Origin of the sequence: Lacimicrobium alkaliphilum, from assembly GCF_001466725.1 — a bacterium.
In the GTDB taxonomy this organism is placed as follows: Bacteria; Pseudomonadota; Gammaproteobacteria; order Enterobacterales; family Alteromonadaceae; genus Lacimicrobium; species Lacimicrobium alkaliphilum_B.
In genome coordinates this window covers 3,366,313-3,387,957 of the sequence record NZ_CP013650.1, presented here as the reverse complement: position 1 = coordinate 3,387,957, position 21,645 = coordinate 3,366,313, and the positions used below count along the sequence as shown (strand labels likewise).

Genomic DNA, 21,645 nt, shown 5'->3' with positions numbered 1-21,645 from the left:
TATGAGCGACACCTTATTCAGTAAGATTATTAACAGGGAAATTCCGGCAGATATACTGTATGAAGATGAACAGGCGCTGGCTTTTGCTGATATTAATCCGCAGGCACCGGTGCATTTTCTGGTGATCCCTAAAAAGCCTATTGCCACCATCAACGATATTGAGGAAGAAGACCGCGAAGTGGTCGGGCACTTGTATCTGGTGGCTGCCAAACTGGCAAAACAGATGGGCTTTGCCGAAGAAGGTTACAGAGCGGTGATGAACTGCAATCCTTATGGCGGCCAGACCGTTTATCATCTGCATCTGCACGTACTGGCCGGTAAACCCATGGGCTGGCCTCCGTATCAGGAGACCCTGAAAACCCCTTAAAGCTGTCAGGCGTAGCCCGCAAGGAGCGCAGCGTATTGCGGGGATGCCCCGGATTGTGCTGAGCTACATAACGGGCTACTAAATCACAGGAAAAATTCGATCTCGCAGAGGCGCTGAGACACAGAGGTTTTAAGGTGTTCTTCTGTTGCCGTCTTCGTGCTCTTCGCGTCCTTCGTGGTTAAAGGCCTTTGGACCACGAAAAACACTAAACTCACGAAATTGTGACCTGCTGATTTGTAATTAACCACTGAGGCACAGAGAACACAGAGGTTTAAAACTGTTTTCTCATCTCTGTGTTCTCCGTGCCTCTGTGGTGAATTGGTCTTTCGTGAATCGACGATTACAGTCCCAGTACGGCTTTACCCTGCTTGAAGGTGATATCTACCGGGATCTCAGCCTGAGTTAAGCGGGCCAGATCCTCTGCCAGCTGGGTTTTAATCAGGCCTTTTTCCTGCACCAGCTTATCCACACCCTCGTAATCCCCGTCACCCTGCAGGGTCAGGATCAATTCAGATAAGGCATCCACCGCTTCCTGCATCTTGTCCATATTGACCTGGTAAAAGCCATTTTCATCACGACTGAAGGCGCCAAATTCATTGAAGAAATTAAAGCGGATCATATTCGCCTTACCATGGGCGCTGGAAGCACCAAAGCGCACAGAGCGGAATATTCCGGCCATAAAGGTGACGTAATAATCTTCCAGCGTCCCTTCCGTGATTTCACCTTTTTCCAGTAACTGGCTGACCATATACAGGCCCAGCACATCGGCCTTGCCTTCTTCTAAGGCCGAGGCGTGTTCCTTAAGGGCCTGGCGCACCGTGCCTTTGTCATTGAGAGTGTTTTTAATGCCGAGGCCATGGGCGACTTCATGGAACATGGTGTTAGCGAAAAAGGCATCAAAGGTAATATGTTTGCGCTGCACCGGCGTGATCAAAATCTCGGCGATGGGTAGCAGGATATGATCAAACTTGGCGCGCATGGCATTTTTCAGTTGCAGTCGGCGGGTGCCTTTTTGTAACTGAACTTCCTCGTCATTGGGCAGGTTGATGGCAATGGTCTTACTGCCGGCATTGGAATGACCGGCGTAATAGAGTACATCATAGGCGTTAAGGTCTGCATTGGCGCCGGGCATTTCCTGCTTGTAGGCATCCTCAACCGGCAACCCCTGCTGTAATTCAGGTAAAAATCCGGCGTAACGGGCGAGCCTTTCGCTCCAGGCGAGATCTTTAAGCAGTACATAAGATTCGAAAGCAGCCCGATAGCCAAACAACTGATCTTCATAGGTTTCTATAGGGCCGTAGACCAGTTCAACAGGGTTGGATTTCATCTCCATCCAGGCCATATCTGACGGCTGATATTCATCAGTCAGCAGTGCATCGGCCCGCAGTCTCAGATAGTCAGCAAAAGGCTGGTGTTCGGCAAGATCTGCCGCCTGGCGCAGAAGAGCTGCGGCCTGCGTCAGGGAGTCCTTAAAATACTCAGAATAAGGAATGCTGGCCAGAGTACCGGATTCATCCCTGACCACCATGGAATACAGACCGGTCTTGTCGGTAAAATCAGCCTCTTCAAACTCGGCTTTGGTCATATCCTTTGGATAAAACTCTGCACCGGCAGATTTTTCCTCAAAACCAGCAAGAAAGGGCTTATCTGCATTCAATCTGTCCCAGGGACCATAATTGATATCGGCAAACTGTCTTATTTTCTCATCCTGAATAGAGGACAGAAATTCTTGCTTGTCGCCATCAAAGGCCTGTTGCCAGAACAAGTCATCCATAATTTCTGAGGCATCAATCAGTACCCCGAGCATTTCACGCTGGTTATCCGTTAAAGAAGACAGATCGGCAGTGAGGCTCACCGGATGGTAAATATCCAGTCTCGACTCATCAATCAGCAATGTCTGTTGAATATGATCTTTTTGCTGTGACATTTCGTTTGTCTGCTCTGTTGCAGGCTCAGAGCAGCCAGCAACCAATGTCAAAGCAAGCAATGTTGTAAAAGCATAATGTGGTAGTCTCATAAGCTGCCTTTTTATATTGTTGTTTAGCCAATACCAATCGGTATAAGTAGCGGTTATGGCGATTAATAGTACCAGCATGATAGCGCAAATACGTATTATTGATAATTTGCTATGCTCAGTCTTGCAAGACATTGAATAATAGCCAGGATTCAGAATTATCCTGTATAGTCGCAGCTACTTATGCTGATATTCATAGCTTATTTTCACCTGTTTAAGGCCCTGATATGTCTACTGAAAATGCGTTGCTGACCATCCTGGTAGAAAAAATCAATAATGATACGCTGGTTTTACCTACCCTCCCGGCTATTGCATTGAAAGTGCGTCGGGCAGCCGATGATCCGGATGTCAGTCTGCAGAAGATGGCTGAGGTGCTTGGCCAGGATCCTGCCCTCAGTGCCCGCATGATGCGTATTGCCAACAGCGCCTATCTGAGCCGCTCGGTTAAAGTAGAAAGCCTGAACCAGGCGGTAACCAGAATCGGTCTCAGACAGATTAAGAACACCGCCACGGCTCTCGCCATGGAGCAACTTTTCGTATCAAAAAATGAGATAGTGCGTGAACACATTAACCGGGTGTGGGAGTGTACGGTGGATGTGGTGGCAAGTGCTATCGCGTTGCTGCAACTCTACAAAAAAGAAAATAAGCAGAGCAAGCTGAATATGGACAGCATGACCCTGGCGGCACTGGTGCATAACATCGGTGTGCTGCCGATATTTACCGAGGCAGAGCGCCATGATGATGTGTTTGCTAATCCCACATTTCTGAATGTGGCGGTGGAGAAGCTTTCCGGGCGGATTGGAGGCGTGATATTGAGGGCCTGGAGCTTTAACGATGAACTGATCGAACTGACAGAGAACTGGCGAAATCTTGAATATCAGACGGCTCAGGTATCATATCTGGATTTTGTCCGCCTTGGTGTCGTGGTCAGCGGGCAGATGGACAGCCTCAAAGACGCGGTATTGAATTTAAGTCAGCGCAAGGGGCTGATTGAAGATCTCAGTCTGCTTGAGTCTGAAGAGTTCATCAACAGACGGGCCAGCGCCAGAAGCGTATTTGATTGATCCCATTTTCTGGTGGCGAAGCAATTACAGTCAGCCATCCACACTGTGGATGACTGACTGCACAAGGGCTAGTCCTGCTCTGACAGTTTCAGCGCCTGATCCAGCGCTTTGACCAGGCGTACAGCTTCTGCCGCCATCAAACAGAAATCAGCATCCAGCCGGGCCAGTTGCTGGTCTTTCGGAATATCCTCATTTTGCTCCCTGATGACATCGGAGAACTTCAGTCTTTTGATACTGAAATCTTCCTGTAGCAGGGTGCTGAGGGTTTCATCCCATTCTATGGCAAGCTTCTGAACCAGTTTGCCGGAAGACAAGTGCAGCTGAACTTCTTCGGCATCCAGCGCCTGATGTTTACATTTTATAATGGCACCGTCTTCATCGGGAGATTTGAACTCGGCCTCTTCCAGTAAGGTAATATCTTCAGGCAGAGAATCATTTTTCAGCCAGTCGGTAAGGTCGGCGCTGATACTGCGTCTGGCCAGGGGCACAACAGGCAGTGAACCTATAGATTTGCGCAGATGCGCCAGAAACGCTTCCGCTTTGCCGTCATTGGCTGCATCCACGATCACCAGGTTATCTTTTAAGCTGATAAAACCCAGGGTGTAACTGTCCCGGGTGAAGGACTTGGGCAGCAACTGGTGAATGATTTCCTGTTTCAGATCCTGCTTGGTTTTTTTACCCACCGGACTGCCGGTTTCCTGTTCGATCTTCTCTACCCGCTCTTCAAGCTCAGCATTGACCACAGCCGCAGGCAGTATTCTCTCTTGTTTCTTCAGGCTTATGAGTAACTTTCCGTCACCGGCATGGACAAGGCTGGAGCCCTGTTTAAAGGGCGGAGCCCAGCCCATGCTCGCCATGTCCTGGTTGCCACAAGGGCGGAAACTGCTTTGAGCCAGCTGATCTTCGAGCTCTTCTGCAGAAATGTTTAAGGTTTGGGTGAGGGTATAAACTTTAAGATTTTTGAACCACATACTCGGCATTATTGGATAAGCTAACAGGGCGCGAAGGGTACCATGACCTTGCGTCTATGGCATCAGACCAATGTGATTAAATCATTGCGGTATCATTAATCCGATTGGTATTAATCTTCACGTTTTGCAGGAAACTGGATCTGATAGCGCAGGCCCTTGCCTTCTTCTGAACTGGCCTGGATCTGACCTTTGAGGGTCTGGGTCACCAGGTTATACATGATATGTGTGCCCAGGCCACTGCCTCCGCGACCCCGGCGGGTAGTGAAAAAGGCTTCAAATAACTTGTTCAGTAACTGAGGTGGCAACCCTTTACCATCGTCCTGATAGTCGATCATGATCTCGCCATCCTGTTCACTGACATTGATCCTGATAGTGCCGGCATTTTTATTCTCAAAGCCATGGATCAATGAGTTCATAATCATATTAGTAATGATCTGGGCGATAACACCCGGTGCACAGCGCACCTCAAGCCCTTCAGGGCAGTTCAGTTCAATCTTGTGGCGGGTCTTTTTGAAATTAGGTGCAAGCGACTGGATGATTTCCTGGATGTATTCCTTTAAATCCACATCCCGTTCCGCTTCACTGGTCTGATCCACGGCTACTTGTTTGAAACTGGCGATCAGCTCTGAGGCTCTGTTTAGATTGGTCAGTAGCAGGGTAGCCGTTTGCTGTCCTTCGTTAAGGAAGCTGGCCATGGTCTTGGAGGTCAGGGTTTTGTCGTCAAAAGCCTGCTGAAGACCTTTAAGCCGCTCTTCCAGGAAGCTTGCAGCAGTGACGCCCACTCCCAGTGGTGTATTTACATCGTGGGCAATACCTGCCACCAATCCACCCAGGGATGCCATCCGCTCCGATTCTACCAATTGGTCTTTGGCCATCTGCAGGGTTTGCATTGACTCTGCCAGTTCATCGTTACGTTTGCGCAGTTCTTCTTCTATTTTGCGGCGGCTTTCATTTTCACTGCGAAGTTCTTTCTGGTTATGCAGCAGTTCATCTTTTTGTTGTTCCAGATCCAGCATGATCTTACTCAGAGAGGCCGTCTTACGGGCCACTTCCTGTTCCAGCGAGATATTCTGTTCATCAAGTTTCTGGTTAGCGTCCCGCAGTTCCTGCTGGGTCTGATTCAGCCTGTCCTGGAAGTGGATAAGATCATCGATCAGATGATTGTATGCATCCTGAAGCACCTTTAGTTCATTTTCATCTTCAAGGCGCACGTGCAGCTTGGATTGCTCAAGGCGACTGGTATCAAAGTGACTGATTTGCTCGGTCAGTTCAGACAAGGGTTCAGTCAGCATGCGGCGAAATGCATTTAAAAACAGGAAGATCAGAAAGGCGGTTTTAATAAAGGCATTGCCGATAAGAAAGAAAATACCCACTTCAATGCGTCCGAAAATAATCTCGAAGCTTGAATACAGGGTGACATCACCCACCTGAGAGGTGCGTCCTGAAAATTCAAAGATTAACGGGAAGCTGTAACCGAAGGTACCGCCCGGATGATCGCGCATAACCCCGGTGGTAACAGGCTCCATGGGCTGACTGCTGGTGCGGCCGATATCGGAAATATAATTGGCATTCTCATCCCGGATCTGTACGCCGTCGACGATGGGCAGCTCCATTAATCCTTCGGCGATAGATTTTGCCTGGGGTGTATTGAGCTCCCAGATTGCCCGGGTCAGGCTGGTGCTGAAGGTATTTTTCAGGGTTTGCAGTTCACTTTCGATATGGCTTTTGGCGTTCAGATATTCGGTAAAAATCTGTCCTACGGTAACGATCAGTGTCAGCACAAAATAAACAGAGAGCACACGAGTCAAAAGCTTTTTTGACAACCCTGTTTTAACCTTTGACATTAATACTGTCCCCGATTCCCGAACCCTGTAATAGGTCAAGAATATGCGCAAACCTTGTATTAAACAAGACTAGCTGGCAATTAGCCGCTGCTGAAATTATGATGTCTCACAACAGCTTAATACAGATTGAGCGGTGACGATTTTAGCAATCAACGGGTGAGTTTAATAAAAGTGTCACAGATCCTAATAATAATGCGGGCGTCTATATGAGAAAGGTAACCCGTATGTCGAAGAAAATATTAGTGGTGGAGGATGAGACACCCATCCGTGAAATGATCAAGTTTGTGCTTGAGCAGTCGGGATTTGAGGTGATGGAAGCTCAGGACTATGACATTGCTCAGGATATGGTCAGGGAGCCATATCCGGATTTAATCCTGCTCGACTGGATGTTACCGGGCGGCAGTGGCGTGCAACTGGCGAAGAAACTTAAGCAACATGAGCATACCCGGGAAATCCCCATTATTATGCTCACTGCAAGGGGAGAAGAAGACGATAAAGTCAGAGGCCTGGAAGCCGGTGCCGATGATTACGTCACTAAGCCTTTTTCACCCAAGGAACTGGTGGCCAGAATCAAGGCGGTCATTCGCCGGGTAACGCCCACTTCCGGTGATGAGCCTATTGAGTACAATGGATTAATGCTGGATCCGGTTTCTCACCGGGTAACCGCCAATGAAGAGCCCCTGGACATGGGGCCGACTGAATTCAAGTTGTTGCACTTTTTTATGACTCACAGCGAGCGGGTGTATAGCCGCGAGCAGTTGCTGGACAACGTATGGGGCACTAATGTGTACGTAGAAGACCGAACAGTGGATGTGCATATCAGGCGTCTGCGTAAGGCGATTTCCCGTCACCAGCATGACGATATGATCCAGACAGTACGTGGTGCCGGGTACCGGTTTTCCACCAAAGTCTGACGGACCTGAATGTATTATCCTTTTTCATGGCTTAAAACCCTCGGCAGACTGGCCCTTTATTTTACGCTGGTTTGCGTAATAGGGCTGTATTTCGATGTGTTGACCGAAGCTATCGCTGTCGGGGCTTTGTTACTGCTGCTGATGCATTACTGGAACCTGTACCGGCTGAATCGCTGGTTGTGGCACAGTAAGAAGATGACCCCGCCTAAGACCCGGGGCGTGTGGGAGCATATTTATGAGGGGATCTATTACTTACAGCGCCGTAACCGTAATAAACGCAAAGAACTGGGCAATCTGGTCAAACGTTTCCGGGAAGGGGCTGAAGCCTTGCCTGATGCGGCAGTGGTGGTCGATGCCAATGCCTGTATAGCCTGGTGTAACCGCCTGGCCCGTATCGAGCTGGGGTTAAGCTGGCCGGAAGACGCCGGCAGACGTATCGATAATCTGATCCGTCATCCACAATTTATTGAGTTTTTTCATCAGGGTAAATTTAACCATCCGATTGAGATCACTTCGCCCACCAATATTGACAAGATCCTCGAATACCGGATTATGCCTTATGGCGACAAACACCTGTTACTGGTTGCCAGAGATGTCACCCGGGTGACCCAACTGGAAGAGATGCGCAAGGATTTTGTCGCCAATGTGTCTCATGAACTACGTACGCCACTGACAGTGCTGAACGGTTATCTTGAGATGTTCAATACCGATGAAGCCGACTACCCTGCGGAATTTATGCAAAAGGCCTTTGCCGAGATGACATCCCAGAGTCGTCGCATGCAGAATCTGATTGAACAGTTGTTGATCCTCTCCCGTATCGAAGCCAGTGCCGAGAGGGTGTATGAGAAGATGGTGGATGTACCGCAAATGCTTAGTGCCATTGAAAGTGAGGCCGGGGCCCTGAATAAAGTCAAGGGCCACAACATCCGCTTTGAGGTTGAAAAGAATCTGCAGGTCTTTGGTATTGAAACCGAATTACGCAGCGCCTTTTCTAACCTGATTTTCAATGCGGTTCATTACACGCCAGCCAAGGGAGATATTCTGGTGGGCTGGCAGCTGGTGGGCAAGTGCGCAGAATTTTTTGTACAGGATAACGGCGAAGGGATTGCGGAAAAGCACCTTTCCCGACTGACAGAAAGGTTCTATCGGGTGGACAAGGCCCGCTCCCGTAAAACCGGTGGCTCCGGATTGGGTCTGGCTATCGTTAAGCATGTACTGACCCACCACAATTCCAGGCTCGAAATTGCCAGCGAAGTGGGCAAGGGCAGCCGCTTCTCGTTTCGCTTCTCAACTGAACTGACAGTGGTGAAAAGTGATGCTTCTGCGTAGTTTGCTGGTATTTATCCTGTTTTTTACACTGCCTGCAGCGGTGGCTGAAGATTACAGTAAAAAGCCGGGTGTGGCCGGTAATATCACTTCGGTGGGCTCAGATACGCTGGGCAATCTGATGACCTTCTGGGCAGAAGAATTTAAGCGTATTTATCCTCATGTGACCTTCCAGATCCAGGCATCCGGTTCGTCTACCGCGCCGGCAGCACTGACCGAAGGCACCGCTAATATCGGCCCCATGAGTCGTCAGCTTAAAGAGAGTGAAATCGCCTATTTCAGCAAAACCCATGGTTATCAGCCCACGGTACTGATTGTGGCGGTGGATGCCATCGCTCTGTTTGTGGATCTGCACAATCCGGTGCAGGGGCTGAACCTGCAGCAGATAGACAGCATCTTTTCTGCTACCCGATTTTGTGGCGGGCCACAGCCATTGCGATTCTGGCATCAGGTAGGGCTTGAGGGGGAATGGCAAGGTAAAAGAATTAAGCTTTTCAGTCGTAACTCGGTGTCCGGCACCTATGGATTGTTCAAGGAAAAAGCCTTGTGTCAGGGGGATTTTCTGAAAACCGTCAATGAGCAGCCAGGGTCGGCCTCAGTGGTGCAGTCTGTAGCCTATTCTGATGGTGCCCTGGGCTATGCGGGTTTTGGTTACAAGACAGCCGGTGTGCGGGCTCTGCCTGTGGCCCGGGATGGCATGCAGTATGTAGAGCCGAGCATGGAAAAGATCGCCAGTGGTGAATACCCGTTGTCACGGTTTTTATATATCGTGGTAAACAAGCAGCCTGAACAGCCCCTGCCGCCTCTGGTGCAGGAGTTCCTGCGCTTTGTGCTGTCTTCACAGGGGCAGGACCTGGTCAGTCGCGATGGTTTTATTCCCATCCCTCATCGCCTTAAAGGTCAGCAGCTGAGAATGATTGAGTAAACCTTTATCCGGATGGATAGCTATAGAATGCAGAGTATCCCGCAGCAGTGGAAAAACTGGGTGCTACAGAATCTGATGCAGGGTGTGGACGCTGACAGGATTCTGCAGATTATGCTCGACAAGGGGTTTGCTTTTGAACCCTGTAGACGATTGCTGGGCAATAATCTCAGTAAAGATTTCAGCTGGCAATGGGATGCTGATTTCTATCAACAGCTGAGCCGGATTGCGCTGACCCGACTCGAAGCAGGCCCGCAGATACAAGCTGTGCAGCCAACACAGCTATATTGCTGGCCACAGTTTCTTGATGGTGACGAGTGTGAACAGCTGGTTGCGCTTACCGACGCCAAAGTGCGGCCATCGGAACTGGCTTCACCAACAGCCGATAAAGCCTTTCGCACATCCAGCAGCGCCGATCTGGAGCGCCGTGACCATCCGCTGGTGGGCATTGTCAATCAGCGCATTGCCGGGGCGATGGGTATTGACCCGGCCTGGGGCGAGCCGATACAGGCTCAGCGTTACCAGCCCGGACAGGAGTTTAAAGCCCATACGGACTATTTTGAGCCGGGCTCTGTGGAGTATGAGCACCATGGCGGCCGTCGCGGGCAGCGAAGCTGGACCTTTATGATTTATCTGAACCAGGATTGTGAAGGGGGAGAGACCGAGTTTGTGCGTCTGGACAAAACCTTCAGGCCGGTAACCGGCATGGCGCTAATCTGGAACAATTTGCTGACAGATGGCAGTGTTAATCCTCAGACTCTGCACCATGCCCATAAGATCACTGTCGGTGTTAAGCATGTGATCACTAAATGGTACCGGGACAGGCCCTATTAATACTGGTCAGGTCATTTTCTTCGGATCCAGCAGGGTTTTAAGTTCGTCTTCATTCAGTTCGGTATGCTCCATAGCAACCTCTAGAATGGGCTTGCCCTGCTGATAGGCCAGCTTGGCAATCTTTGCGGCTTGCTCGTAACCTATTTTTTCGTTCAGAGCGGTGACCAGAATCGGATTTTTCTCCAGTGCTTGCTGTAGTTGTTCGGTGTTGACCTCAAAGCTTTCGATACACCCGGCCAGTGCCCACTGACTTTGACTGAGCAGGCTAAGGCTTTCCAGCAAGGCGTCAGCAATCAGCGGCAGCATGACGTTCAACTGAAAATTACCGGACTGACCGGCGATACTGACCGTCTGATGCAGTCCCATGACTTTTGCACACACCATCGCAATCGCCTCGGGGATCACAGGGTTAACTTTACCGGGCATAATTGACGAACCAGGTTGCAGGGATTCAAGTCGGATCTCTGCCAGTCCCGATAAAGGACCGGAATTCATCCAGCGTAAGTCATTGCAAATTTTCATCAAGGTGACGGCCAGAGCATTTAATTTCCCGCTCAGACGCACTGACACATCCTGACTGGCAATACGGGAGAACTTGTTGGCACAGGCGGTCACAGGCAACCCGGTCGCCTCGCTGAGATGTTCACAGACTTGCGTGTCAAAACCGGCCGGACAGTTAAGGCCAGTGCCTATGGCGGTACCGCCGATAGGCAGAGCACAGAGTTCGGTTATGCTGCTTTGTAAAGCAGTATGGTTTTCCTGTAGCTGGAAATGCCAGCATTCGAGCTCCTGGGTCATGGTCAGAGGCAGGGCATCCATAAGATGAGTACGTCCGGTTTTTACGATGCCGCCAACCTGATGGGTTTTATCGGTAATGCTATGCAGCATCCGGGTGACTGCAGGCAGTAATTTCTCATGCAGTTCACTGGCGGCGCTAAGCTGCAGCGCCGAAGGGATCACATCATTACTGCTCTGGCTGCAATTAACATGATCATTGGCATGAACAGGCTCCCCGGCGTGGCGACTGGCAAGGGTGGCCAGCACTTCGTTCATATTCATATTGGTGCTGGTACCTGAGCCGGTCTGAAAGATATCTACCCTGAACTGGCTGGAATGCTCCCCTGCGATAACTGATGACGCCGCGTGGCGGATAGCTTCAGCCTGAGTACTGGTTAATTTCCCGGATTTCTGATTGGCCAGAGCGGCGGCCAGCTTTATCTGCGCCAGGGCGGCGTAAAAACTCTGAGCAAAGGTGTGGCCACTGATCTGAAAATTATTCAGAGCCCTTTGGGTCTGGGCCTGATAGAGGGCGTCGGCGGGTACGTTGATCTCCCCCAGGCTGTCTTTTTCAGTTCGGTATTTTTGCATATAGACTCCCTATTGCTTGAATTATCGTGATTTATCCTAATCTCATACACAAGTACTCGGTCATAAGTCTAGTACATGATAGAGTGCCATATAGTTTAAAAAACGAACATCAGAGCTGCCTGAAAAAGCGCGCATCCGGCGGCAAATTTTTTTGATTTAGGCCCACTAAACCTTCAAAAAATTGCCTTGCCTGCACGTGTTTTGAACTCTCGCTGGTGTTGTTTATTTAAACTGTATGGCGCTCTACTATGACTATACTCAGAGTAACAGTTCACCATGGAACCAAGGAGACAATATGTCATCAGCTTACGCAAAACCGGCAACGCTAGAGCATCAGGGGCAGTCATATCGGTATTACCCTTTCAATGCGCTGTCTGACAAGTTCAGCCCTGGGCGGTTGCCTTACAGCCTGAAAATTCTGCTGGAGAACATGCTTCGCCACGCCGATCAGGACTTTGTTACTGATGAGGATATCGAGGCGCTGGTGAACTGGCAGCCAAAAGCCGAACCGGATAAAGAAATTGCTTTTGTTCCGGCGCGGGTGCTGTTGCAGGACTTTACTGGTGTACCGGCTATTGTGGATCTGGCTGCCATGCGTGACGCCATGCAGGATCTTGGCAAGCAGGCTGATAAAATTAACCCATTGTCGCCGGTGGAGCTGGTAATTGACCACTCGGTGATGGTGGATGAATATGGTGCGGCTGATTCTTTCACCCGAAACACAGAGATAGAAATGCAGCGCAATAAAGAGCGCTACCAGTTTCTGCGCTGGGGTCAGCAGGCCTTTGATAATTTCCGCGTGGTGCCACCCGGCACCGGCATCGTGCACCAGGTAAATCTGGAATACCTGGCCAGAGTGACCTTTGAAAGAGACGGTGTACTCTATCCCGATACGCTGGTAGGTACAGATTCTCATACCACTATGATTAATGGCCTCGGTATTCTGGGCTGGGGCGTTGGCGGTATCGAAGCGGAAGCGGCGATGTTAGGTCAGCCCATCAGCATGCTGATCCCGCAGGTGGTTGGCGTAAAACTCAGCGGCGCCATGCCGGAAGGCATTACCGCCACGGATCTGGTACTGACAGTAACAGAGCAGTTACGCAAACTCGGTGTGGTAGGTAAATTTGTCGAGTTTTTCGGTCCGGGCCTGAGTCAGCTCAGCCTTGCAGATCGGGCCACCATCGCCAATATGGCACCTGAATACGGTGCTACCTGCGGCATTTTCCCTGTTGATGAAGAAACCCTTAACTATATGCGCCTGACCGGCCGCAGTGATGAACAGGTTGAGCTGGTGCGCAGCTATATGCAGAAAATGGGCATGTGGCATGATGAGAATACCCCGGAAGCAGAGTATTCCGATTTGCTGGAGCTGGATCTGTCTTCTCTTGTGCCCTCTATTGCCGGGCCTAAGCGACCGCAGGACAGAATTAACCTTACTGATACTAAAGTGGAATTTGCCAAACTGGTGACCGAACATCAGGAAAAGCAGCAACAGCTCATCGCCAAATTTGAGGATGAAGGGGGCAGCACCGCCGTCGGCCATGAAGATGCCAGCGAAGCGGGCAAGGTTGAGGTCAGTTATCGTGGTGAAACCTTTAATCTTACCCATGGCGATGTGGTTATTGCAGCCATAACCAGTTGTACCAATACCTCCAATCCTGCTGTATTGATGGCGGCAGGCTTGCTGGCGAGAAACGCCCGGGAGCTGGGGCTGAAAACCAAGCCCTGGGTTAAAACCAGCCTGGCACCCGGCTCTCAGGTGGTAACCGGCTATCTTCAACAAGCCGGATTGATGGATGATCTCGAAGCCCTGGGCTTTTATCTGGTTGGCTATGGCTGTACCACCTGTATCGGCAATGCCGGTCCACTGCCTGAACCCATAGGTGCAGCGGTAAAAGAGGCCAATCTGCTGGTTTCTTCGGTACTTTCCGGTAACCGCAACTTCGAAGGGCGTATTCATCAGGATGTACGTACCAACTATCTGGCTTCGCCACCACTGGTGGTGGCCTATGCCCTTGCCGGTAGTATGAATATCGATTTTTACAATGAGCCACTGGGCCAGGATGCCAAAGGTAACGATATTTATCTTAAGGATATCTGGCCCAGCAGCGAAGAAATTCAGCAAAGTATTCATGCCAATATCCATGCGAAAGACTTTACCGATCGTTATGCCGATGTGTTTGAGGGGGATGCCAGCTGGCGAAATCTGGATGTGGATAAATCCGATCGTTATCAGTGGCCCGATTCCAGTTATGTGCGCAAGCCGCCTTTCTTTGAAGGCCTCAGGGCTGAGCCTGATGCAGTACCGGAGATAAAAGATGCCCGTTGTCTGGTCAGGGTTGGTAACAGTATTACCACCGACCATATTTCTCCTGCCGGTGCCATTAAGCCAGACAGCCCGGCTGGCGAATATCTGCAACAACAGGGCGTAGAGCCTAAGGACTTTAACTCCTATGGTTCGCGCCGTGGTAACCATGAAGTGATGATGCGAGGCACCTTTGCCAATGTGCGCCTGCAAAACCTGCTGGCACCGGGTACAGAAGGCAGTGCCACCCATTACTTCCCGGATGATAAGCAAATGTCTATTTATGCCGCCGCCATGAAGTACAAACAACAGGGTACGGCTCTGGTGGTGCTGGCAGGCAAGGAATACGGCACAGGTTCCTCCCGCGACTGGGCCGCCAAAGGCCCGGCATTACTGGGTGTAAAACTGGTCATTGCCCAGAGTTATGAACGTATTCACCGTTCAAACTTAGTGGGAATGGGCATACTGCCGCTGGAATTTGTTGACGGCCAGAGTGCTGACTCACTGGAGCTGGATGGCAGTGAATATTTCACTGTGCCGGCAGTAGACAAAAACACTAAGCGCGTGACCGTAACGGCCAAAAAAGCCAATGGCGACGAAGTCCGCTTTGAAGCCAGGGTTCGTATCGATACGCCGAATGAGTTCCAGTATTACCAGCATGGCGGCATTCTGCACTTTGTACTGCGCAAACTGGCGCAACAGGAGAGTTAACCTTCATACGACGCCAGCTCAGAGGGGAAATCAATCCTTTGAGCTGGCTATCTCCGGTTTATGAGATATGGGATTTCTTGGGTGGTTTAAAAGCCGTGGCGGGTTGCCTCGCGCAGACACGCTGTGAATACGTCCCTGTACGCTTATCTTCGAAGTCCCTTTTCTCATAAGGTCGTCGCAGATAAATCCGCCACGGCTTTCCAAAGGCCTGGTTCACCGATAGTCTCAATGTTAACGCTGCTACTTTTCCAACTGGCAAACAATCAGACAGTGGTGGTGCAGACGCCATAAAAATGCTAAAAATCCAGAGCAAGGTAGTATTTAGCAGTTAATCGCGGAGCTCTTCCGTAGATAAAACCTTATATGTATCGACGAGGCTCTGGGGCTTGATTTGAGAAAATGGATAGTAGGCGTGTTGATTTTTTTGTTGATTGTCACGCTGTTTGGAGCACATTATTTGGGTTTTTTCGCTCCCTCATTTTCATCCGTCGTGGGCAATCCGATTCAAAGAGTCGAGTTGACCGATCTTAATGGAGATACCCGCTCGTTTGATGAGTTGGAAGGCAACGCCACGGTGATATATTTTTTTGCTTCCTGGTGTCGCCCTTGTTATAAAACCCTCGCTATGCTTCAGGAAACTTCCCAGAATAACACCTTACAAATCGATCTGCTTACTGTTGCCTTGGATGGAGACTTGGAGGGTATTGTTGGGATGTTAGATAAGACTGGCTTTTCAGGAAAGGTTTGGCTCGCAAGTGAAGGTACTATGGCCCTGCAGAGGCGCTATTTTGGCAATGAAAACAGAGCGGTGCCTTACATAGTGATGCTCGATAATGAAACAAATATAGTGGAGAGCAGCTATTATCTCGATTCTAGCCAATGGGAAACAATCCTGATAGACCCATAAAGGGACCTATTAATAGCGTGTTTGCGCAGCTCAATCTGGTGATGTCATTTACTTACTATTCAGGCATAAAAAAGCCGGTCTGTTGATGCTGACCGGCTTTTTTTTATAATCTGACAAACGCTCAGGGCATAGTTTTCATAAAGCGCTGGAACTTATCCTGGCCTTTGACCACCCAACCGGGAGTCGCCTCACCGGTACCGGCATGTTTGAGCCTGGGGTGGTGCTTAACCACTTCATTAACGATGGCTTCCTGCTCGGCGTCGAGATCCACAAAAAGCACATGTTTACCTTGTTTAAGTAGCTTCTGAAAGCGTTTAAACTGATAGTTAGGCACCTGAATGCCGATTAAACCGCCTTCCCAGGTACAAAAACCCAGCACCACAACGGCCAGAAAAACAAAGGGTAACCAGCCAGCGGCGGTTTCTGTCCAGCCCAGAAAATAGGCCACCGCGAGGATGATGGCTGCTCCGATGGCACCAAATACCGCGCCAATTTCGGTGGAGTGGACCACATCCTGTTTCAGTACTGCCTCTATGGCGTGCAGATGATGTTTTTCTACTTCGGCGTCTTTTTCACTCAGAACATGAATCTGAGGTTTACTGAAGCCTTTTGACTCAAGCTCATTTTCAATGGCTTCGAGGTCGTCCAGATCATCGCTGATATAATAGTGACGTAACATACTATGCTCCTTCATCTGTCAGCAGACAGAGTGAAATGTAAAAATATCGTTAACAAAAGCAAGTATAGTCATAATTTGACAAAGCTACTAAAAAAGGCTTGTCAGGAAAGTGATTACTTGCAAATGTTAAAATCTATACGTCTGAACATAGTATATAGATTAACTTTTAAACAATAAGTCCAATAGCAGTGCGCACATTATGATCGGCAGGTAGAGAATGGTGGCGACAAAGAGTTTGCGCGCCCGGGGTCTGCTGAATTCCCGCAGGAGCTGAAGCGCCTGTATCAGCAACCAGCCACCGCCTGCCAGTGCGCAGACAAAGAATATCATTCCTCCCAGACCTAAGGCCGGTGCTAACAGGCTGATAACCAGTAAGGCGGCAGAAAAAACCACGATGATGCTGCGGGTGGCGTGGTCATGTTCAGGGTTGTCCGGCAGCATTCTGTAACCACCCCGGTGATAGTCCTGCTGGTATAAAGCGGCCAGCGCCAGGAAGTGGGGAATTTGCCAGATGTACAATATGCAACCCAGCGCCCAGGCTGCAAGCCCAACCTCTCCTGATGCTGCCGTCCACCCCATTACCGGTGGCAGGGCACCGGTGATGGCGCCGGCAAGAATAGCCAGAGCGGAACGGGTTTTCAGTGGTGTATACAGAAACAGGTAACTGAACCACACAAAAGCCGCCAGTAAAGCGGTAAGCAGGTTTAGCTGCAGAAGCAGCATAAAACCGGCCACACTCCAGAACAGACACACAGTTAACGCATGAGTCGAAGACAGCTTGCCGCTTGGCAAAGGTCGGGTGCGGGTTCTCAGCATCAGCGCATCGCGTTCCTGCTCCCACCACTGATTGAGTCCGTTTGCGCCCATGGCGATAGATGATGTCCCGCAGAGCAATAAGGTGACAGCGCCGGAATATATATTTCCGTCAGCGTTTAACAGGTAGCCAACCAAAGTGGTGAAGGTGACCATCATCGAAAGCCGGAACTTACCCAACTGCAGATACAGCCGCATAAGGTCAGCTAACTCGGGGAGTGATTGTTTGGTTAGTGCCTGAGTTTGTTGCATAGGGGCGAAGATGCGTTGTGCTTTTCTCATCAGTATAGGCAGTCAGAGCAAATTATGTCTGCTATCTTGTTATTTATCACTATGGTCGTATGCCATCCATAGCTATGGAATCCTGTGATAAGTTGCACGGCAATTTGGCCGCCATACATCACAGTTCACAAGGAGGCGCCTTGACAACCGCATTGTTAAAACTCGATCCCATTCAGCAAGCAATAGTCTCTGCCGCAGTCGATGCCATCATTATCAGTGATGCAAAAGGCAGGATACTGTATTTTTCCCCTTCCGCAGAATCTCTGTTTGGTTACAGCGCAGAGGAAGCCACAGGAGCCAACCTCAATATACTCATGCCAGAAACCGAGGCGGTTCGTCATGATGACTATCTGCGGGAATATCAGCGTACCGGTAAGGCGGCAATTATAGGCAAAGGGCGGGATGTTCAGGGTAAACGCAAGGATGGCATTGAGTTTCCTTTGCATTTATCGGTGGGTGAGACAGAGATTGACGGGCAAAGCATTTTTATTGGTATCTGTCATGATCTCAGTGATTACCGTGCAGCACTCGAATCACAGCAACAACTGTCTTCGTTGCAGGAAGCGCTGTTCGATGCTGCTGTAGACGGCATTATCTGTATTGACGAACAGGGCCAGATCCTGGCTTTTAACAGCGGTGCGGAACACTTGTTTGGTTATCGCCGTGATGAGGTACTGGGCAGGAATGTAAAGATGCTGATGCCAGCCAGACAAGCCTATCGCCATGACGGTTATATAAAGAGTATCTGCGCTCACAACAACCAAAAGTTATCGGCATTGGCCGGGACGTTAAAGCCATGCGTAAGGACGGCAGCACTTTCCCTCTGCACCTGAGTGTCGGTGAAGCAAAAAGTGACAAGGGGCCACGCTTTGTCGGCGTTTGCCATGACCTCACTGAATACCAGCAGCTTATGCAGCAGCTTAGCCGGGCAGAGCGGCGCTACAAAGATATTATTCAATACCAGAAAGAGTTTATCTGTCGCCTGAGTACCAGTCTGCGGCTGAGTTTTGTCAATAATGCCTTTTGTCAGCAACTGGGCTACAACGAGGATGAGGTGATTGGCGTCAGTGTACTGGAATTTGTGCTGGATGCAGAGCGCAGCAACGTTGAATTGTTATTGTCCAAACTGCGTAATAAGCACGAAGAACAAAGTATTTCAGTACTGATGACCATGCAGGCCAGTGACGGCAAGCCGTTCAATATTGACTGGACATTCCGGACCCTGCCAGCCAGTTCAGAGTTCAAACATGAAATTCAGGCTATCGGTATGGATATCACCGAGCAGGAAAAGGCCAAATATCATGCCAGCTTTCTGGCTCAGTATGACAGCCTTACCGGGTTATATAACAAGGAAGGACTGGCCCAGGCATTTGCCGGGAGCACTGAAAAGAATCAGCGTTACGCGGTGTATTTTACAGATTGTCAGCGTTTTCGTCTTATCAATGAAAAATATGGTCATGATGTGGGCGATCTGATGCTGATGGAGGCGGCGCAAAGGCTAAAACAGAGTGTTCCGCCAGACAGCTTATTATGCCGTCCCGGCGCCGACGATTTTGTGCTGATTCTGCCTCTTCACAGCCAGACAGACTTACTTGAACACGGGCGGGATTTACTCGAACAACTGACCAAGCCTTATTCTCTTGCCGGAGAGCAGGTCGCTCCCTCGGCAAACCTGGGTATCAGCGTCTATCCAGATGACTCTGATCAGTTAAGTATCTTGCTCCGTCAGGCTGAGTCGGCCATGTTTGAGGCTAAAGCCAACAATCAGTCCATCCGCTTGTTCCATCAGGATATACATCATCATCTGACCCGCTCACTGGAGATTGAGCAGGGCATAAAACGGGCGCTGGAGCAGGATTTGTTTGAACTGGCTCTGCAGCCCAAGTTTATGTTAGAGGATATGAGTCTGTGTGGTTATGAGGCGCTGCTGCGCTGGCATGATCCCATCCTGGGTACCGTCAGGCCGGATGTTTTTATCGCTATTGCAGAGCGGGTGAATCTGGGAAAGGTATTGGATGCCTGGGTGCTGAATAAGGTGTTTGAGCAGATCCACCTGTGGCGTCAACAAGGGTATGATCCAAAACCTGTGGCGGTAAATATTACAGCAAATCATTTTGCCGATGCCGGGCTGTTTAAACTGGTTCAGTTATGCGCCCGCACACATGAGGTTCCGCTGGATTGCATCGCGCTGGAGATCACTGAAGGGGCGGCCATGGGCAATTCGCCGGTCATTATTGATAACCTCAGGGCTTTCCGGCAACAAGGCGTGAAGGTTGCCATTGATGACTTCGGTACAGGTTATTCTTCGCTCGGTTATCTGAAGGATTTGCCTGTAGCCCTGCTGAAAATTGACAAGGTATTTGTTCAGGAGCTGGAGAACTCCAGGACCTATGGGCTGGTCAATGCGATGATCGCCATGGCTGATGCCGTGGGGCTGGAAGTGTTGGCTGAGGGAATAGAGACAGAGCGGCAACGTGACATTCTGAAAAGAATGGGCTGTGATCAGGGGCAGGGTTATGTCTATGCCAAACCCATGAGTCTCAAAGAAATTGAAAAGAGTCTGGCTTAGGGCCGGCCATTATAGCGATGACTGAGGTCTGTTTCCCCAAGGAGTCTGTGTATTGAATTTGTGTGGTATTAAGTTAATCAGCTATACATTTTTAGGCGCAATACTGATCGCTTTTCAGATTGCAGTGACCGCCAATGCTCAGCCTGACAGGCTAACGATTTATACTGAGCATTTCCCACCCTATAACTATCGTCACAATGGTGAGATAGATGGTGTTAATGTTCGGCTAGTTAAGCATCTCTGTATGGAAGCGGGAATTGTCTGTAAGTTTGAAATTTATCCATGGTTAAGGGCGTTTGATAATGCCCTGAAGGATCCTCGGGGCGGCCTGGTATCAACGTCCAGAACTCAGAAGCGCGAGAACCAGTTTAAGTGGGTGGGACCACTGTTCTTTGCCGACAGTTACTTATATCGTCTTGGCTCCAGACCCGAAGTGAAAGTAGCTGATCTCAACGGGGTGAAGCAATATGTTGTCGGCATTCCCCGTGGAGATGTTTATGAGGAGTATTTTCTGGAGCGTGGCTTCAGCTATGATAAAAATCTGATTGCCTTTTCGAATAAGCCCGATGGTTTCGATATGCTGCTCAAAGGTAAGATCGATCTGATTATGGGTTCCGAGGTGGTGATTCCCTACTGGCTGAGTCGCCTGGGGAAAGACAGATTAGCGGTTGAGGCTGTACTGCCTTTGCCGGGTGTTGGCGGTAACCACCTGGCTCTTAACCCTGAGGTTCCACAGCAGCTTGTGACCAGATTGCAGAAGCAACTGAACAGCATGCGCAGCAAGGGTGAACTGGATAAACTCAAATCGGAGTATTTTGCTCCGGTTCCGGCGGATTCAGGGGATAAGAAATAATTCCGGATTCATCAGCACCAGGATTTTGTAGGCTTCAATGCGGGCAAATTTAATTGCCTGTTTTATTTCCGTTTCGGTAATGCCAAGGCTCTTCAGCACGTCTTCACTGAGCAGGCGTTCGGCAGCGAACCTGTCTTTGTAGACTATTACCAGCGCCAGTCGTACGGCGACGTAAAGCAGACCTACATCAGTCTGTTTTATGGCCAGTGTTTTATTATGCTGATTAGCAATAGGGGTGAACAGGCTGGAGGGCAGATTCCAGAGCATCAGGATTTCTGCACTGCAGTCGGCGTAGGTGAAGCCCAGCACTCTCTTCTGCTGCTCCCATGGTAACTGGGTTTCAGCGAAGGCCTGACATTCTGCGGCGGTTTCTGGTGCTCTGTGAGCAACCGCCAGTTCCCCGAAGTTATGCAGCAACCCTAACAGGAAATAGCGCTCTACATCACGAAGACCAACCTCCTGAGCTAACTGGCGGGCAATCAGCCCGGCATAAACACTCTGTTGCCAGAAACGTTCCAGATCGATGGCGTTATTCTCAAATTCCTTAAACGCAGTACTGGCCGTTTCAGTGATCACCAGATTATACAGTGATCTTCCGCCGATCACGTTAACGGCACGGCTGATAGTATTGATCTCAGAGGGAAAACTGTACAACGCGCTGTTTGCCAGTTGCAACAGTTTAGTACTCAGGGAAGGATCCAGCGCGACAATATTGGCAATGTCTTCAGCAGAGGACTGGCCGTCATCCAGCAATTCCTTGATCCGCATACAGGCATCCGGCAGGACAAAGGAGTTGGTGATCGCCATGGCATAGTCTGTCACTTGCATTGTCATTCATTACCCGTTCTGAGTTACTTTCAGCATAGAAGAAGATCTTAGGCTTTGTATATGAGTTTTTGTAT

At 49.8% G+C, this 21,645-nt stretch carries 17 protein-coding genes and 1 pseudogene; 11 read left to right on the top strand and 7 right to left on the bottom strand.

From position 1 onward, the window contains the following. Nucleotide 1: 1 nt before the first annotated feature. Nucleotides 2-367, top strand: a complete 366-nt coding sequence (locus AT746_RS15305; protein WP_062481933.1) for a histidine triad nucleotide-binding protein — start codon at nucleotides 2-4, stop codon at nucleotides 365-367. A gap of 340 nt (nucleotides 368-707) precedes the next feature. On the opposite strand, the gene AT746_RS15300 is transcribed toward AT746_RS15305, so the two are convergent. After that, nucleotides 708-2,294: a dipeptidyl-peptidase 3 family protein gene (locus AT746_RS15300; RefSeq protein WP_231730949.1), complete on the bottom strand. Its 1,587-nt coding sequence runs from the start codon at nucleotides 2,292-2,294 to the stop codon at nucleotides 708-710. 314 nt (nucleotides 2,295-2,608) lie between these two features. Between AT746_RS15300 and AT746_RS15295 the strand changes: the two genes are divergently transcribed. Next, entirely contained in the window at nucleotides 2,609-3,445 is an 837-nt protein-coding gene (locus AT746_RS15295; RefSeq protein WP_062481927.1) for an HDOD domain-containing protein, read from the top strand. A gap of 68 nt (nucleotides 3,446-3,513) precedes the next feature. Here the strand turns inward: AT746_RS15295 and rdgC are convergent, their stop codons facing one another. Further along, entirely contained in the window at nucleotides 3,514-4,416 is a 903-nt protein-coding gene (gene rdgC, locus AT746_RS15290) for a recombination-associated protein RdgC (RefSeq protein ID WP_062481924.1), read from the bottom strand. Nucleotides 4,417-4,526: 110 nt separating this feature from the next. Then, nucleotides 4,527-6,260, bottom strand: coding sequence for a sensor histidine kinase (locus AT746_RS15285; RefSeq protein WP_062481921.1), 1,734 nt, complete (start codon nucleotides 6,258-6,260; stop codon nucleotides 4,527-4,529). A gap of 224 nt (nucleotides 6,261-6,484) precedes the next feature. Between AT746_RS15285 and phoB the strand changes: the two genes are divergently transcribed. From phoB to AT746_RS15265, 4 genes are read left to right on the top strand one after another with little or no spacing between them, the layout of a single operon-like run. Further along, on the top strand, nucleotides 6,485-7,174 hold the full coding sequence (gene phoB / locus AT746_RS15280) for a phosphate regulon transcriptional regulator PhoB (protein ID WP_062481918.1): 690 nt from the start codon (nucleotides 6,485-6,487) through the stop codon (nucleotides 7,172-7,174). A gap of 9 nt (nucleotides 7,175-7,183) precedes the next feature. Continuing rightward, entirely contained in the window at nucleotides 7,184-8,503 is a 1,320-nt protein-coding gene (phoR, locus tag AT746_RS15275; RefSeq protein WP_062481915.1) for a phosphate regulon sensor histidine kinase PhoR, read from the top strand. Then, nucleotides 8,490-9,425: a PstS family phosphate ABC transporter substrate-binding protein gene (locus AT746_RS15270; protein ID WP_062481912.1), complete on the top strand. Its 936-nt coding sequence runs from the start codon at nucleotides 8,490-8,492 to the stop codon at nucleotides 9,423-9,425. Before phoR ends, AT746_RS15270 begins: the two co-directional genes overlap by 14 nt. A 27-nt stretch (nucleotides 9,426-9,452) precedes the next feature. Beyond that, nucleotides 9,453-10,256, top strand: a complete 804-nt coding sequence (locus AT746_RS15265; protein ID WP_197414274.1) for a prolyl hydroxylase family protein — start codon at nucleotides 9,453-9,455, stop codon at nucleotides 10,254-10,256. A gap of 6 nt (nucleotides 10,257-10,262) precedes the next feature. Here the strand turns inward: AT746_RS15265 and AT746_RS15260 are convergent, their stop codons facing one another. Then, nucleotides 10,263-11,624: a class II fumarate hydratase gene (locus AT746_RS15260; protein ID WP_062481909.1), complete on the bottom strand. Its 1,362-nt coding sequence runs from the start codon at nucleotides 11,622-11,624 to the stop codon at nucleotides 10,263-10,265. 295 nt (nucleotides 11,625-11,919) lie between these two features. Between AT746_RS15260 and acnA the strand changes: the two genes are divergently transcribed. Continuing rightward, nucleotides 11,920-14,640 carry an aconitate hydratase AcnA gene (gene acnA, locus AT746_RS15255; protein ID WP_062481906.1) on the top strand — a complete coding sequence of 907 codons (2,721 nt, stop codon included), beginning with the start codon at nucleotides 11,920-11,922 and terminating at the stop codon, nucleotides 14,638-14,640. A 391-nt stretch (nucleotides 14,641-15,031) separates the two neighbouring features. Continuing rightward, the gene (locus AT746_RS15250; RefSeq protein ID WP_062481903.1) at nucleotides 15,032-15,547 is read left to right on the top strand and encodes a TlpA family protein disulfide reductase; all 516 of its coding nucleotides are present in this window, start codon (nucleotides 15,032-15,034) and stop codon (nucleotides 15,545-15,547) included. Nucleotides 15,548-15,668: 121 nt separating this feature from the next. Here AT746_RS15250 and AT746_RS15245 read toward each other — a convergent pair whose 3' ends face one another. Together AT746_RS15245 and cyoE are read right to left on the bottom strand one after the other, a co-directional pair. Further along, entirely contained in the window at nucleotides 15,669-16,226 is a 558-nt protein-coding gene (locus AT746_RS15245; RefSeq protein ID WP_062481900.1) for a hypothetical protein, read from the bottom strand. Nucleotides 16,227-16,385: 159 nt separating this feature from the next. Next, nucleotides 16,386-17,321: a heme o synthase gene (gene cyoE, locus AT746_RS15240; RefSeq protein ID WP_231730948.1), complete on the bottom strand. Its 936-nt coding sequence runs from the start codon at nucleotides 17,319-17,321 to the stop codon at nucleotides 16,386-16,388. A 59-nt stretch (nucleotides 17,322-17,380) separates the two neighbouring features. On the opposite strand from cyoE, the pseudogene AT746_RS15235 reads away from it, so the two are divergent. The 3 genes and pseudogenes from AT746_RS15235 to AT746_RS15225 form a co-directional block, all read left to right on the top strand. Beyond that, nucleotides 17,381-18,183 (top strand): annotated as a pseudogene (locus AT746_RS15235) (PAS domain-containing protein); the annotation flags it as partial. A 48-nt stretch (nucleotides 18,184-18,231) separates the two neighbouring features. Beyond that, entirely contained in the window at nucleotides 18,232-19,890 is a 1,659-nt protein-coding gene (locus tag AT746_RS15230) for an EAL domain-containing protein (protein WP_420480316.1), read from the top strand. A 52-nt stretch (nucleotides 19,891-19,942) separates the two neighbouring features. Then, on the top strand, nucleotides 19,943-20,743 hold the full coding sequence (locus AT746_RS15225) for a substrate-binding periplasmic protein (protein ID WP_062481891.1): 801 nt from the start codon (nucleotides 19,943-19,945) through the stop codon (nucleotides 20,741-20,743). On the opposite strand, the gene AT746_RS15220 is transcribed toward AT746_RS15225, so the two are convergent. Further along, a complete protein-coding gene (locus tag AT746_RS15220) occupies nucleotides 20,726-21,577 on the bottom strand; it encodes an HDOD domain-containing protein (RefSeq protein ID WP_062481888.1) in 852 nt (283 codons plus the stop codon). The two genes, AT746_RS15225 and AT746_RS15220, sit on opposite strands and share 18 nt — an antisense overlap. Between the last annotated feature and the right edge of the window lie 68 nt (nucleotides 21,578-21,645).

What these genes read in the sequence shown, in the direction of transcription:
- AT746_RS15285 (WP_062481921.1), bottom strand. Translation starts at nt 6,260, where the DNA reads ATGTCAAAGGTTAAAACAGGGTTGTCAAAAAAGCTTTTGACTCGTGTG.
- AT746_RS15300 (WP_231730949.1), bottom strand. Translation starts at nt 2,294, where the DNA reads ATGTCACAGCAAAAAGATCATATTCAACAGACATTGCTGATTGATGAG.
- acnA (WP_062481906.1), top strand. Translation starts at nt 11,920, where the DNA reads ATGTCATCAGCTTACGCAAAACCGGCAACGCTAGAGCATCAGGGGCAG.
- cyoE (WP_231730948.1), bottom strand. Translation starts at nt 17,321, where the DNA reads ATGAGAAAAGCACAACGCATCTTCGCCCCTATGCAACAAACTCAGGCA.
- AT746_RS15295 (WP_062481927.1), top strand. Translation starts at nt 2,609, where the DNA reads ATGTCTACTGAAAATGCGTTGCTGACCATCCTGGTAGAAAAAATCAAT.
- AT746_RS15260 (WP_062481909.1), bottom strand. Translation starts at nt 11,624, where the DNA reads ATGCAAAAATACCGAACTGAAAAAGACAGCCTGGGGGAGATCAACGTA.
- AT746_RS15265 (WP_197414274.1), top strand. Translation starts at nt 9,453, where the DNA reads ATGCAGAGTATCCCGCAGCAGTGGAAAAACTGGGTGCTACAGAATCTG.
- AT746_RS15230 (WP_420480316.1), top strand. Translation starts at nt 18,232, where the DNA reads ATGCAGCAGCTTAGCCGGGCAGAGCGGCGCTACAAAGATATTATTCAA.
- AT746_RS15245 (WP_062481900.1), bottom strand. Translation starts at nt 16,226, where the DNA reads ATGTTACGTCACTATTATATCAGCGATGATCTGGACGACCTCGAAGCC.
- AT746_RS15305 (WP_062481933.1), top strand. Translation starts at nt 2, where the DNA reads ATGAGCGACACCTTATTCAGTAAGATTATTAACAGGGAAATTCCGGCA.
- AT746_RS15270 (WP_062481912.1), top strand. Translation starts at nt 8,490, where the DNA reads ATGCTTCTGCGTAGTTTGCTGGTATTTATCCTGTTTTTTACACTGCCT.
- phoB (WP_062481918.1), top strand. Translation starts at nt 6,485, where the DNA reads ATGTCGAAGAAAATATTAGTGGTGGAGGATGAGACACCCATCCGTGAA.
- AT746_RS15220 (WP_062481888.1), bottom strand. Translation starts at nt 21,577, where the DNA reads ATGACAATGCAAGTGACAGACTATGCCATGGCGATCACCAACTCCTTT.
- rdgC (WP_062481924.1), bottom strand. Translation starts at nt 4,416, where the DNA reads ATGTGGTTCAAAAATCTTAAAGTTTATACCCTCACCCAAACCTTAAAC.
- phoR (WP_062481915.1), top strand. Translation starts at nt 7,184, where the DNA reads ATGTATTATCCTTTTTCATGGCTTAAAACCCTCGGCAGACTGGCCCTT.